This is a genomic window from Ancylobacter sp. TS-1 (assembly GCF_009223885.1).
GTDB lineage: Bacteria > Pseudomonadota > Alphaproteobacteria > Rhizobiales > Xanthobacteraceae > Ancylobacter.
In genome coordinates this window covers 1,022,934-1,035,290 of record NZ_CP045144.1, presented here as the reverse complement: position 1 = coordinate 1,035,290, position 12,357 = coordinate 1,022,934, and the positions used below count along the sequence as shown (strand labels likewise).

Genomic DNA, 12,357 nt, shown 5'->3' with positions numbered 1-12,357 from the left:
CCAGCTTCAGCGGCGGTCGCGCGGGCGGATCTTCAGGTCGCTGACGCAGTAGCAGCCATGGCGGTAGGTGGCGTCGGTGAACTGCCGGTCGAGCCGGCGGAACAGCGCCGCCGCGGCGGTACTCAGGGTGACCAGGATCATCTTGACCTCCATCGGCCGGGATCGGCCGTGCCCTTAATCTGGGCGGCGAGGCATCAGGCTTCGAGAGGGAATGCGGAGGTGAAACGTAAGGCCGCGATAAAGATGGCAATCACGATGCCGCTACAGCACGGGCAGCAGACGGCGCACGATGAGGGCGGAGGAGAGCGACACCTCGTCGATGAACAGGCGGAAGTCGAAATGCGACTGGCTGCCGGCAAGGTCCGACAGCGCCCGCACCACCAGCCAGGGCACGCCGAAGGCGTGGCAGGCCTGCGCCATCGCGGCGCCCTCCATCTCCACCGCGGCGCCGCCGAATTCGCGGAACAGCCGCTCGCGCAGCGTCTCCGAGTTCACGAACTGGTCGCCGGTGAGCACGCGCCCGTAATGCAGCCTCGGCGCGTCGCCGCTGCCCGCCGACAGCGGCGCGAGGGTGAGGTCGGCCAGTGCCGCCCGCACGCGCTCCATCAGCGCGCCATCGGCGGCATGGCCGAGACCCTCATACGGGCTGAAGAAGGGCAGGTGGCCGGCCTGATAGACGACGAAGCCTTCCTCGGAGGTGTAGCCGGCATCGTGCTGCACCACGTCCTCGGCGATCACCACGTCGCCGACCGCCAGCTCCGGGTCGAGCCCGCCGGCGATGCCGGAGAACAGCAGCACGCGGCAGCCGAAACGCTCGATCAGCAGCGTCGCGGCGATGGCGGCGTTGACCTTGCCCATGCCGGCGCGGGCGAGCACGACCGGGTGGCCGTCGAGCCGGCCGGCATGGAAGGTCATGCCGGCGCGCTCGCTGATCTCGGGATGGACGAGATTGTCGGCGAGAAAGGCGAATTCCTGGGGAATCGCGCAGAGGATGCCGACGGGGCCCATCACAGGGCGAAGCTGGTGCCGCAGCCGCAGGCGGCGGTGGCGTGCGGGTTCTCGATGCGGAACGAGGCGCCGATCAGGTCGTCGACGAAATCGATGTTCGAGCCGGACATGTATTCCAGCGACACCGGGTCGATCACCACGGTGGCGGCACCCTCGGCGATGACGAGATCGTCCGCCTCGCGCTCGCGGGTGACGTCGAACTTGTACTGGAAGCCGGAGCATCCGCCGCCCTCGACGCTGACGCGCAGCATGCTCTGCGGCGGCTCGGCGCTGAGGATTTCGGCGATGCGCCGGGCGGCGCTGGCGGTGACGCCCACGGGATGCGAGGTTTCGATCATCTGTCGGCCTGCCGTTGAAGGCACCTGTCGGCGCCTTCGGGTTGAATATGAGTTGCCTGAATAGTTAAGTGCTGCCGGCCGCGAGTCAAAGGGGCTCGCCGACGATTGCCAGGGGAGCCGTGCATGGCGGTGGCCGGAGCGAAGCCGCGCGCGCCATGGGCGTCGAGGGCCGAGGAAAGCCGCGGGCGGCTCCATGCCGAGCCCGGCGGCGATGCGCGCAGCGCCTTCCGCCGCGACGCCGACCGCATCATCCATTCCAGCGCCTTCCGCCGGCTCGCCTACAAGACGCAGGTCTTTTCCTATCATGAGGGCGATCACTACCGGACCCGCCTGACCCATACGCTCGAAGTGGTGCAGGTGGCGCGCTCCATCGCCCGCGCGCTGGGGCTCGACGAGGATCTGAGCGAGGCGCTGGCGCTGGCGCACGATCTCGGCCATCCCCCCTTCGCCCATGCCGGCGAGCGGGTGCTGGACGCCTGCATGAGCGCCTATGGCGGCTTCGATCACAATGCGCAGTCGCTGCGTGTCGTCACCCGGCTGGAGAATCGCTATCCCGGCTTCGACGGGCTGAACCTCAGCTGGGAGGTTCACGAGGGCATCGTGAAGCATAACGGCCCGCAGCTGGCGCCGCTGCCACACGCCATCGAGGTGCATGCGGAGCGGCAGGATCTGTGGCTGTGGAGCTGGCCCTCGGCCGAGGCGCAGGTTGCCGCCATCTCAGACGACATCGCCTATGACGTGCACGACCTCGACGACGGGCTGCGCGCGGGGCTGTTCGGCATGGACGAGCTGGCCGCGCTGCCGCTGGTCGGCCCGATCATCGCCGGGATCGAGGCGCAGTGGCCGAAGCTCGACCGCGCCCGCTTCATCCACGAACTCGGCCGGCGGATGATCACGGCGCTGATCGCCGACGTGGTCGCGGAGACCGGCCGGCGGATCGACAGCGCGCGTCCCGCCGATGCCGACGCCCTACGCCGGCTGGGCGGCGCCGTCGCCGGATTCTCCGGGGACACCGCGCGGGCAGAGAAGGCCATAAAGTCGTTCCTTTTCCCGCGCATGTACCGGCATCCGCGCGTCATGCAGGAGATGGAGGCGGCCGGCGAGGTGGTGCGCGACCTGTTCGATCGCTACATGGCTGATACGCAGGCGCTGCCGGAGGAGTGGCGCCCCGGCGTGGAAGGCCGGACCGAGGCGGCGCGGGCGCGGCGCATCGCCGATTTCCTTGCCGGGCAGACCGACCGCTACGCGCTGGCCGAACATGCCCGGCTCTTTGACAGGGCACGGGAACTGCGGTAGCGGCAGCGGCCCCTTCTGGGTCTGCCGTGCCGGGAGCTTTTTGCAGATGAATCTCTTCGCGCTCTTCGCCGACCATGTCCGCGATGCCGTGGGCCAGCTCGTCGCCGAGGGGGCGGTGCCCCCGGGCATCGACACGTCGCGCGTCGTGGTGGAGCCCCCGCGCGACCCCAGCCATGGCGACCTCGCCACCAATGCGGCGATGGTGCTGGCGAAGGATGCCGGGCTGAAGCCGCGCGACCTCGCCGAGAAGCTGGTGTCCCGGCTGGCCGCCCTTCAGGGCGTCGCCCGGGTGGACGTCGCCGGGCCCGGCTTCATCAATATCGCGCTCGACGGCTCCTACTGGCCGCGCGTCGTCGCCGCCGCGCTGGCGGCCGGGAGCGACTATGGCCGCGCCGATGTCGGCGCCGGTCAGCCGATCAATGTCGAATATGTCTCCGCCAACCCGACCGGCCCGATGCATGTCGGCCATTGCCGGGGCGCGGTGTTCGGCGACTCGCTGGCCAACCTGCTCGCCTTCGCCGGCTGGAAGGTGACGCGCGAATATTACATCAACGACGCCGGCGCGCAGGTCGACGTGCTCGCCCGCTCGGCCTTCCTGCGCTACCGCGAGGCGCTGGGCGAGACGATCACCATTCCCGAGGGGCTCTACCCCGGCGACTATCTCGTGCCGGTCGGCAGGGAGCTGGTGACGAAATACGCCAACACCCTGCTCGCCAGGCCCGAGGAGGAGTGGCTGCCGCTGGTGCGCGCCATCGCCATCGACGCGATGATGGCAATGATCCGCGCCGACCTCGCCTCGCTCAACATCCACCACGCGGTGTTCTTCTCCGAGCGCACGCTGCACGCCCGCCCGGACGGCGCACCGAGCATCATCGACCGCATGCTGGAGAGCCTGCGCGCGCGCGATCTGGTCTATGAGGGCCGGCTACCGCCGCCCAAGGGCCAGCCGATCGAGGACTGGGAGGATCGCGAGCAGACGCTGTTCCGCGCCACCGGCTTCGGCGACGACGTGGACCGGCCGCTGATGAAGTCCGACGGCGCCTACACCTATTTCGCCGCCGACATCGCCTATCACAAAGACAAGTTCGACCGCGGCTTCAAGCGCATGATCGACGTGTGGGGCGCCGACCATGGCGGCTACGTCAAGCGCATGCAGGCGGCGGTGAAGGCGGCTTCCAATGGCGAGGCCAGCCTCGACGTCGAACTGTGCCAGCTCGTGCGCCTGCTGCGCAATGGCGAGCCGGTGAAGATGTCGAAGCGGGCGGGCGACTTCGTCACGCTGCGTGACGTCGTCGAGGAGGTCGGCCGCGACGCGGTGCGGTTCATGATGATCAACCGCAAGAACGACGCCGTTCTCGACTTCGATCTCGCCAAGGTGATCGAGCAGTCGCGCGACAACCCGGTCTTCTACGTGCAGTACGCCCATGCCCGGGCCAGCTCCATTCTGCGCAATGCCCGGGAGGCGTTCGCGGAACTGCCGTCCGACGCGGCGGCCTTCGCCGATGCCGAACTGTCGCGGCTGGATGACGAAGGGGAGATCGCGCTGATCAAGCTGATCGCCAGCTATCCGCGAATCGTCGAGCAGGCCGCCATCGCGCGCGAGCCGCACAGGCTCGCCTTCTACCTCTACGATCTTGCCAGTAGCCTGCATGCGCAATGGAATCGCGGCAAGGACCTGCCTCATTTACGCTTCATTATCGAAGATGATCGAAAGTCCACTTATGCGCGGCTCGCCCTTGTGCACGCGGTCGCGCTGATCATCGCTTCAGGACTTTCCATTCTTGGAGTCGATGCGCCCGAAGAAATGCGGTGAGCGCGTCGCGCGAAGCTTCGCTCGGTCCGCTCTTCCGTGGGTGCCGTCCCTTGGGCGGTGATGTCTGGTTGTACTGCGAACGGGTTCTGTGAAATGGCCAACGAGACCATGCGCAATCGGCCGGAAGTCCCCGCCGAGGATCCGCTTGCGGAACTTGCCCGCCTGATGGGTCAGGAAGACGAGTTCGCCAATCTGCTGCGCGGGCCTGCCGGCTCTGCGGGGCAGGCGGCTTCCCGTCGCCCCGCCGCTCCCCCGCAGCCGCCCGCGCCCCGCGCTCCGCAGCCGCCCCGCCCGGCGGCGCCGCGTGCCCCGGCCGAAGGCGGCAGGCCCGCGCCGGGCTCCTTCGCCGCCCTGGCGGCCGAAGTCTACAATGAGGGCGCCCGGCAGTCGGCCGCCTCCCGCGCCTCACTCGACGATGCCGCCCGCGAGGCGACCCGCGATCTCGCCCGGACGGCGCGTCCCCCGCAGCAGCGTCCCCCCGATCCGCGCATTTCCGACCCGCGTATTCCCGAGCAGCGTCTCGCCGAGGCCCGAGCGCCGGAACCCCGTGCGCCCGAGCCTCGCGCACCGGAAGCCCGCGCTCCCGAGCCGCGTGCGCCGCAGGAGCGTGCCCCGCAGGAGCGCGTCCCGATGGAGCGCGCGCCCTTCGTTCCCCCGCGTCCGCAGCCGACCGAGCCGCCGCGCCGTGCGGCTGCCCCGGCGCCGCGCGCGCCGGAGCCCGAGCGTTCCTTCGACGGTGGCGTCGATGCGGTGTCGCGCGCTCTGGCGCAGTCTTTCGATCCGCTGCCGGAGGCCCAGCGTCCCGGTGCGGCACGCCCCGGCGCGGCCCGTGCCGAGGCGCCGGTGCGCCAGCCGCAGGCGCGCATCGCCGACGATGCCGACCTGCCGCTGACCGATTCCCCGCCGCCGGCCTGGATGCAGCGCGATGCTGCCGCCGCTCGTGCGGCCGAGGCCGCATCCGCGCCGCCGTCCGCGCGCGGACCCGGTCCGGCGCCCGGCCAGCCCTTCGATCCGGACGAGGAAAGCTACGATTACGGCCGCTCGGCCGCCGACTACAATCCTGCCGACGCTTACGACACCTACGAGGTCGAGGAAGAGGCACCGGCACGGCGCGGGCGTGGCCGTCTGCTGCTCGTCGGCGGTCTGCTGCTGGTGTTCGTGGTGGCGGCCGGCGCCGGCTACATGCTGGTCGGCGGCCCGCAGGGCGTGACACGCTCCACCGGCGAGCCTCCCGTCATCCGCGCCGAGCAGGGCCCCAACAAGGTCGTGCCCGACCAGGTGGCCAAGGAGCAGGGGGCCGACGGCCAGAAGCTGATCTATGACCGCGTCGGCGGCAACGCCACGACCGGCAACGAGCAGGTGGTTTCCAGCGAGGAACAGCCGGTCGACATGTCGCAGGCGGCGCAGCCGCAGCCGCGCGTCATCCAGACCACGCCCGCCTTCTCCAATTCGTCGTCGCCGACCACGTCGGGTGCGAACTCGGCCGAGCCGAAGCGCGTGCGCACGCTGACCGTGCGGGCAGACGGCACCATCGTCGAAGACGCCCCGCCGCCGGCCCCGGTGGCGACGGCCCCTGTGCAGTCGTCGGCGCAGCCGACCGGCTCGGCGCCGATTCCGCTCAATCCGGGCACCGGCGCGCCGGTCTCGACCAACCCGACGCCGCTGGCCGCCACCCCGTCGATCGTCGACAACGTGCCGTCCCCGGCGCGCGTCGCCGCCGCACCTGCCGCGCCGACGGCGATCCATACGCCGGCTCCCGCACCGGCTCCCGCTCCCGCCGCGGCCCCGCGCCCGGCGGCGGCGACCGGCGCCACCGCGCCCGCCGGCGCCTATGTCGTCCAGATCGCCTCGGTGCGCTCGGAGGCGGAGGCGCAGGCGACGTGGCGCAGCATGCAGTCCAAATATTCGGGCCTGCTCGCCAACCAGTCCTTCGGCGTCAAGCGCGCCGATCTCGGCGATCGCGGCATCTATTACCGCGCCCAGGTCGGTTCGTTCGGCTCGCGCGAGGAAGCGGTCGGCCTCTGCGAGGCGCTGCGCGCCCAGGGCGGCGACTGCATGGTCCAGCGTAACTGACGCGGCGATCGCTTCCCATGAGTGGCACGCCGAGCCCGCGCGCGTTCATTACCGGTTGCGCCGGTATCTCGCTGACGCCTGACGAGACCGACTTCCTGCGCGAGGCGGCGCCGTGGGGCCTGATCCTGTTCCGCCGCAATGTCGACACGCCGGAACAGGTGGCCGCTCTGGTCGCCGCCTTCCGCGCGACGGTCGGCCGGGACGACGCGCCGGTGCTGATCGATCAGGAAGGCGGGCGCGTGCAGCGGCTCGGACCGCCGCACTGGCCGGTCTACCCGCCGGCGGACGTCTTCGCGCGCCGCGCCGAGGCGGGCGACATCGACGGCGCCGCCGAGGCGGCCCGGCTCGGCGGCCGGCTGATGGCAGCGGACCTCGCCGCGCTCGGTATCAATGTCGACTGCGTGCCCTGCGCGGATCTGCGCCTGCCGGAAGGCCACGGCATCATCGGTGACCGCGCCTATGGCTCGACGCCGGCTCAGGTCGCCCGGCTCGCCCGCGCGGCGGCGCAGGGGCTGATCGAGGGCGGGGTGCTCCCGGTTCTCAAGCATATTCCCGGCCATGGCCGCGCCCGCGCCGACAGCCATCTCAGCCTGCCGGTGGTGGAGACGTCGCGCGCGGAGCTGGAGGCGACGGATTTCGAGCCGTTCCGCCTGCTCGCCGACCTGCCGCTCGGCATGACCGCCCATGTCGTCTACGCGGCCATCGACGCGGAGCGTCCGGCCACCACCTCGAAGCGGGTGATTGACGAGATCATTCGCGGCCATATCGGCTTCGACGGCGCGCTGATGAGCGACGACCTCTCCATGGGTGCGCTGGCGGGCTCGCTGGCGAGCCGGGCGGAGGCCTCCTTCGCCGCCGGCTGCGACCTGGCCCTCCACTGCAACGGCCGGCTCGACGAGATGGCCGAGGTCGCCTCGCGCTCGCCGGTTCTCGCGGGCGAGGCGGCTCGGCGCTGCGCGGCGGCGCTCGGACGGCTCGGGGCGCGCGAAGAAATCGCGCAGGACGAGGCGCGGGCGCGTTTTTCCGATATGATCGCTGCGTCCTGAACGACGTTCGCGGTCCATCATGGTGCAAAGCCAGTTCCCCTTCGAAGCCGATTCCGTGCGCCAGGCGGGCGATCCCGCGCTGGTGGTGGATGTCGACGGATTCGAGGGCCCGCTGGACCTGCTGCTGGCGCTGGCGCGAACCCAGAAGGTCGACCTTGCCCGTATCTCCATCCTCGAACTCGCCGAGCAGTATCTCGGCTTCGTCGAGGCGGCGCGGCGCATCCGGCTCGAACTCGCCGCCGACTATCTCGTCATGGCGGCGTGGCTCGCCTATCTGAAATCGCGGCTGCTGCTGCCCGATCCGCCGAAGGAGGAGGGGCCGAGCGCCTCCGAGCTGGCCGCCGATCTCGCCGAGCGCCTGCGCCGGCTGGAGCGCATCCGCGCCGCCGCCGCGCATCTGGCCACCCGCGACCGCATCGGCCACGAGGTGTTCGCGCGCGGCGCGCCGGAGGCGCTGGTGCGGCAGGGGCCGGTGGTCTACGAGGCGACGCTGTACGACCTGCTCGCCGCCTATGGTGCGCAGCGCCAGAAGATGGCGCTGTCGCAGGTGCGCTTCCCGCCCCGCAACGTCATCTCCCTCGCCGATGCCCGCGAGCGGCTGGAACGGCTGATCGGCCGGCTGGCGCTGCATGGCGAGTGGGCGCGGCTCGACGGATTCCTGCTCAACTGGATCGCCGACCCCAAGATGCGCGCCACCGCGCTCGCCTCGGGCTTCTCCGCGACGCTGGAGATGGTGCGCGAGGGCTTGGTCGACATGCAGCAGGACGACGCCTTCGCGCCGATCTGGATCCGCAGCCGCGTGGCCACGCCGGGGGAGGGCGCATGAGCGCGGAAGCCGCCCGTACCGTTCCCGTCGTGCATGACGAGGCCGGCGAGATGCCACGCGCCTCCGCCCGGGCGGCCCGCGACCCGGCGCTGCGCCTGCTCGAAGCGATGCTGTTCGCCGCCGGCGAGCCGCTCGACGAGATGATCATCGCCGCCCGGCTGCCGGAGGGCTCGGACGTGCGCGCCCTGCTGGCGGAACTCTCGGCCGATTATGCCGACCGGGGCTTCAACCTCGTGCGGGTGGCCGGCAAGTGGATGCTGCGCACCGCGCCCGATCTCGGCTTCCTGCTCTCCCGCGACAAGCCGGAGCCGCGCCGCCTCTCCCGCGCGGCGCTGGAGACGCTGGCCATCATCGCCTACCACCAGCCTGTGACCCGCGCCGAGATCGAGGAGATTCGCGGCGTCTCCACCAACAGGGGCACGCTCGACGTGCTGCTGGCGGCCGGCTGGGTGCGCCTGCGCGGAAGGCGGCGCAGCCCCGGGCGGCCGGTGACCTACGGCACCACCGAGACCTTCCTCGTGCATTTCGGCCTCGACGCCATCGGCGATCTGCCGGGGCTCGACGAACTGCGCGGTACCGGGCTCATCGACGCGCGCGTCTCGGCGGGGCTGACCGTGCCGCTGCCGAGCGACGACCCCACGCTGAAGGACGACGAGGACCCGCTGGAGCCGGAGTTCGACCTCTCCTTCTCGCCCGAGTCCGGCGAAGACGAGGACTTTACCGGCGAGGCCCATCCGGGCGAAGACGACGGGCGCTGAGCGCGCGTCCGAAGGCCGGCGACAGGAGAATCCCATGTATCACGCGCCGGCCCGCACGCCCGTCTCCCTCGCGAGCCGCCTGACCCTCGAAGAGGTTCGGCACGGCTATGGCGAGGTGGAGGCGGTGCGCGGGGTCTCGCTCACGGTCGAGCCCGGGCAGATTCTGTGCCTGCTCGGCCAGTCGGGCTGCGGCAAGACCACGCTGCTGCGCCTCATCGCCGGCATCGAGCGCCCCAGCAGCGGACGCATCCTGCTCGACAAGCAGGTGATCGCCGGGCCGGGCGCCTTCGTGCCGCCGGAGAAGCGCAATATCGGCCTGGTCTTCCAGGACTACGCGCTGTTTCCGCACCTGACCAATGTGGAGAACGTCGCCTTCGGCCTGCGCGCGCTGGCGGCCGGGGATGCCCGCGACGAGGCCCTTCGGGCCCTCCAGCGGGTGCGTCTGGAGGACCACGCGCAGGACTATCCACATGCTCTTTCGGGCGGCGAGCAGCAGCGCGTGGCGCTCGCCCGCGCGCTCGTGCCGCGCCCCGGCATTCTCCTTATGGACGAGCCGTTCTCCGGGCTCGACAGTCGGCTGCGGGGAAGTGTGCGCACCGAAACGCTCAACGTTCTGCGCGACGCCCGCGCCACCTGCATCATCGTCACCCACGATCCCGAGGAGGCGATGCGCCTCGGCGACCGCATCGCGCTGATGCGCAAGGGCGTGCTGGTGCAGGTGGGCACGCCGGAGCAGCTCTACCGCCAGCCGGCCGATCTCGACGTCGCGCGTTTCTTCTGTGAAATCAACGAGGTGCCGGGCGAGGTGCGGGGCGGCCGGGTGGTCACGGCGCTGGGCAGCTTCCCGGCGCTCGGGCTTGCCGAGGGCACGGAGGCGGTGGCGGCGATCCGCCCGCAGGGCATCGACCTGATGGCGCCGGGCTCGGGCGTGCCGGGGCGAATCGTCGCCCACCGTTTCCTCGGCGAACTCGATCTCTACGAGGTCGCGGTGGAGGGGCTGGATCGTCCTTTGGTCGCACGCCGCCGCACGCGGGCCGGCCTGCTGCGTGGGCATGACGTCGGCGTGAGCATCGAGCCGGCCGAGGTTCTTGTCTTCGCCACGGCCCGGCCCTAGTGTCCGGGTTCAATTGCGATGCGCGGCCGCGAGGGGCCGGCGGCGCTTCGATAAGGGAGTTGGTGTTATGGGTTCATTGAGCATCTGGCATTGGATCATCGTGCTGGTTGTCGTTCTGCTCCTCTTCGGCCGTGGCAAGCTCTCCGAGCTGATGGGCGATGCCGCCAAGGGGATCAAGGCGTTCAAGAAGGGCATGGCGGACGAGGACGAGACGGCGAAGCCGGCCGAGCCGGTGCGCTCGCTCGATCACCAGTCCAAGGTGGAAGCCGAGCAGACCAAGGTCAGCTGATTCCAGTCCTGCGGGTCCAACGGATCGGGGAGGGTCGCGGATCGCGACCCCAAACTAACGCATGTTCGACATCGGCTGGACCGAACTACTGGTTGTCGGCGTCGTCGCCCTCGTGGTGATCGGCCCGAAAGAGCTTCCGCGCGTGCTGCGCACCGTGGGGCAAGGCGTGAACAAGCTGCGCCGCATGGCGGGCGAGTTCCAGGGACAGTTCAACGAGGCGCTGCGCGAGGCGGAACTTACCGACCTCAAAGACAGCGTGAGCGGCCTCAAGAACGACCTTTCCGGGCTTGCCAGCGACGCGCGCAGCTCGATCTCCAACGCGCTGCCCACCAATCCGCTGCAGGACATCGCCACCGACCTGAAGGCGCCGACCGGCAGTGTCGAGCGCACGGACCTGCCCGTCGCCGACGCGCTGGCTGAGCAGCTTCCCCCGCCGGGCGACCTGGAGCCGCACCCGTTCGAGACCATCGAACAGGAAGTGCGCGCCGCCACGGCTGCCATCGAGCCTTCCGCGATCGAGCCGGCCAAGGGCGAAGCGAAGCCGGCCGCCGCTTCGGCTGTCGCCGCGCCTGTCGCTGCCGCCCCGGCGGTTGCGGCTGCGGCGCCGGAAAAGCCCAAGCGCGCCCGCTCGGCCAAGCCTGCGGTTGCAGCGGAGGAAGGCGCGGCCGCCGCGCCGAAGACGCCGGCCGCCCGTCGCGCGCCGAAGGCTCCCGCCGCCGAGCCGGAAGTCGCCGCGGCGGTTGCCGCGCTCGATGAACCTGCCGTCACCGCGCCGGCGAAGCCGAAGGTGGCTGCCAAGCCCTCTGCGAAGCCGCGCATCAAGGCCAAGCCGACCTCCGGCAATGAAGGGCCGGCCGCATGAGCCAGGACGATATCGACGCCTCCAAGGCTCCGCTGCTCGAGCATCTGATCGAGCTGCGCACCCGGCTGATCAAGTCGCTGATCGCGTTCTTCATCGCCTTCTTCGCCTGCTTCATGCTGGGCAAGTTCATCTACAACATCCTGCTGTGGCCCTATGAGTTCGCGGCCGGCGGCACCGAGCACGTGAAGCTCATCTACACGGCGCCGCAGGAGTTCCTGTTCACCCAGATCAAGCTCGGCATGTTCGGGGCGGCGTTCATCTCCTTTCCCATCGTGGCGACGCAGATCTACATGTTCGTGGCGCCGGGGCTCTATAGCCACGAGAAGAACGCCTTCCGCCCCTATCTGGTGGCGACGCCGGTGTGCTTCCTGATCGGGGCGGGCTTCGTCTATTTCGTCGCCATGCCGCTGGCGATGACCTATTTCCTCTCCATGCAGCAGATGGCCGGGCCGGATACGCCCGAGATTTCGATGCTGCCGCAGGTGAGCGAGTACCTGTCGCTGATCATGACGCTGATCTTCGCCTTCGGCATCTGCTTCCAGCTTCCGGTCATCCTGACGCTGCTGGCGCAGATCGGGCTGGTCACCTCCGACCAGCTCAGAAAGGCGCGGCGCTACGCCATTGTCGGCGTCTTCGTCGCCGCTGCCGTGCTGACGCCGCCGGATGTGGTGAGCCAGTTCGCCCTCGCCATCCCGACGCTGCTTCTCTACGAGGTGTCGGTCCTGCTGGTGCGCATGGTCGAGAAGAAGAAGCGCACGGCGGAAGCAGCGGCCGACGCCGCCGTCTGAGGCAGCGCCGCCGTCATCCCGGAACGGCCGGCAGGCCGTATCCGGGACCGTGTGACCGTATGGGCGGACGATCCCGGCTCTCGCTTTGCTCGGCCGGGATGACGCCCGGGCATGACGGCTGATCGCACGCACGCGCTTTCGCGCGG

Annotated in this window: 13 protein-coding genes; 10 read left to right on the top strand and 3 right to left on the bottom strand. The window is 70.4% G+C overall.

Features of this window, described 5'->3' with window-relative positions; genetic code table 11:
• Window positions 1-6 precede the first annotated feature (6 nt).
• From GBB76_RS18905 to erpA, 3 genes are all read right to left on the bottom strand, one after another.
• Window positions 7-141, bottom strand: coding sequence for a hypothetical protein (locus tag GBB76_RS18905; protein WP_256366649.1), 135 nt, complete (start codon window positions 139-141; stop codon window positions 7-9).
• Window positions 142-261: 120 nt separating this feature from the next.
• Window positions 262-1,008 carry a 5'-methylthioadenosine/adenosylhomocysteine nucleosidase gene (locus GBB76_RS05050; RefSeq protein WP_152304751.1) on the bottom strand — a complete coding sequence of 249 codons (747 nt, stop codon included), beginning with the start codon at window positions 1,006-1,008 and terminating at the stop codon, window positions 262-264.
• Window positions 1,008-1,346 carry an iron-sulfur cluster insertion protein ErpA gene (gene erpA / locus GBB76_RS05045; protein WP_152302286.1) on the bottom strand — a complete coding sequence of 113 codons (339 nt, stop codon included), beginning with the start codon at window positions 1,344-1,346 and terminating at the stop codon, window positions 1,008-1,010. The genes GBB76_RS05050 and erpA overlap by 1 nt, the downstream gene beginning before the upstream one ends.
• Before the next feature lie 123 nt (window positions 1,347-1,469).
• Here erpA and GBB76_RS05040 point away from each other — a divergent pair, with 123 nt between their 5' ends.
• The 10 genes from GBB76_RS05040 (at window position 1,470) to tatC (ending at window position 12,211) form a co-directional block, all read left to right on the top strand.
• Window positions 1,470-2,642 (top strand): deoxyguanosinetriphosphate triphosphohydrolase, encoded by a 1,173-nt coding sequence (locus GBB76_RS05040; RefSeq protein ID WP_152302285.1) that lies wholly within the window; start codon window positions 1,470-1,472, stop codon window positions 2,640-2,642.
• A gap of 46 nt (window positions 2,643-2,688) precedes the next feature.
• Entirely contained in the window at window positions 2,689-4,455 is a 1,767-nt protein-coding gene (gene argS / locus GBB76_RS05035; RefSeq protein WP_152302284.1) for an arginine--tRNA ligase, read from the top strand.
• Between the two features lie 93 nt (window positions 4,456-4,548).
• Window positions 4,549-6,528 carry an SPOR domain-containing protein gene (locus GBB76_RS05030; RefSeq protein ID WP_152302283.1) on the top strand — a complete coding sequence of 660 codons (1,980 nt, stop codon included), beginning with the start codon at window positions 4,549-4,551 and terminating at the stop codon, window positions 6,526-6,528.
• A gap of 17 nt (window positions 6,529-6,545) precedes the next feature.
• A complete protein-coding gene (gene nagZ / locus GBB76_RS05025) occupies window positions 6,546-7,574 on the top strand; it encodes a beta-N-acetylhexosaminidase (RefSeq protein ID WP_152302282.1) in 1,029 nt (342 codons plus the stop codon).
• Between the two features lie 19 nt (window positions 7,575-7,593).
• Window positions 7,594-8,400 (top strand): ScpA family protein, encoded by an 807-nt coding sequence (locus GBB76_RS05020; RefSeq protein WP_152302281.1) that lies wholly within the window; start codon window positions 7,594-7,596, stop codon window positions 8,398-8,400.
• The gene (scpB, locus tag GBB76_RS05015; RefSeq protein WP_152302280.1) at window positions 8,397-9,158 is read left to right on the top strand and encodes an SMC-Scp complex subunit ScpB; all 762 of its coding nucleotides are present in this window, start codon (window positions 8,397-8,399) and stop codon (window positions 9,156-9,158) included. Before GBB76_RS05020 ends, scpB begins: the two co-directional genes overlap by 4 nt.
• Window positions 9,159-9,192: 34 nt before the next feature.
• Window positions 9,193-10,272, top strand: coding sequence for an ABC transporter ATP-binding protein (locus tag GBB76_RS05010; protein ID WP_152302279.1), 1,080 nt, complete (start codon window positions 9,193-9,195; stop codon window positions 10,270-10,272).
• A gap of 67 nt (window positions 10,273-10,339) precedes the next feature.
• Entirely contained in the window at window positions 10,340-10,561 is a 222-nt protein-coding gene (locus GBB76_RS05005; RefSeq protein ID WP_152302278.1) for a twin-arginine translocase TatA/TatE family subunit, read from the top strand.
• Between the two features lie 61 nt (window positions 10,562-10,622).
• Window positions 10,623-11,423: a Sec-independent protein translocase protein TatB gene (gene tatB, locus GBB76_RS05000; RefSeq protein WP_152302277.1), complete on the top strand. Its 801-nt coding sequence runs from the start codon at window positions 10,623-10,625 to the stop codon at window positions 11,421-11,423.
• Complete coding sequence (tatC, locus tag GBB76_RS04995) at window positions 11,420-12,211, top strand: twin-arginine translocase subunit TatC (RefSeq protein ID WP_152302276.1); 792 nt, start codon at window positions 11,420-11,422, stop codon at window positions 12,209-12,211. Before tatB ends, tatC begins: the two co-directional genes overlap by 4 nt.
• Window positions 12,212-12,357: the final 146 nt, after the last annotated feature.

Bases quoted from the DNA above. Each gene is read 5' to 3' on its own strand.
- tatC (WP_152302276.1), top strand. From the start codon at position 11,420: ATGAGCCAGGACGATATCGACGCCTCCAAGGCTCCGCTGCTCGAGCAT.
- nagZ (WP_152302282.1), top strand. From the start codon at position 6,546: ATGAGTGGCACGCCGAGCCCGCGCGCGTTCATTACCGGTTGCGCCGGT.
- GBB76_RS05050 (WP_152304751.1), bottom strand. From the start codon at position 1,008: ATGGGCCCCGTCGGCATCCTCTGCGCGATTCCCCAGGAATTCGCCTTT.
- argS (WP_152302284.1), top strand. From the start codon at position 2,689: ATGAATCTCTTCGCGCTCTTCGCCGACCATGTCCGCGATGCCGTGGGC.
- GBB76_RS05005 (WP_152302278.1), top strand. From the start codon at position 10,340: ATGGGTTCATTGAGCATCTGGCATTGGATCATCGTGCTGGTTGTCGTT.
- erpA (WP_152302286.1), bottom strand. From the start codon at position 1,346: ATGATCGAAACCTCGCATCCCGTGGGCGTCACCGCCAGCGCCGCCCGG.
- GBB76_RS18905 (WP_256366649.1), bottom strand. From the start codon at position 141: ATGATCCTGGTCACCCTGAGTACCGCCGCGGCGGCGCTGTTCCGCCGG.
- GBB76_RS05010 (WP_152302279.1), top strand. From the start codon at position 9,193: ATGTATCACGCGCCGGCCCGCACGCCCGTCTCCCTCGCGAGCCGCCTG.
- GBB76_RS05020 (WP_152302281.1), top strand. From the start codon at position 7,594: ATGGTGCAAAGCCAGTTCCCCTTCGAAGCCGATTCCGTGCGCCAGGCG.
- GBB76_RS05030 (WP_152302283.1), top strand. From the start codon at position 4,549: ATGGCCAACGAGACCATGCGCAATCGGCCGGAAGTCCCCGCCGAGGAT.
- GBB76_RS05040 (WP_152302285.1), top strand. From the start codon at position 1,470: ATGGCGGTGGCCGGAGCGAAGCCGCGCGCGCCATGGGCGTCGAGGGCC.
- tatB (WP_152302277.1), top strand. From the start codon at position 10,623: ATGTTCGACATCGGCTGGACCGAACTACTGGTTGTCGGCGTCGTCGCC.
- scpB (WP_152302280.1), top strand. From the start codon at position 8,397: ATGAGCGCGGAAGCCGCCCGTACCGTTCCCGTCGTGCATGACGAGGCC.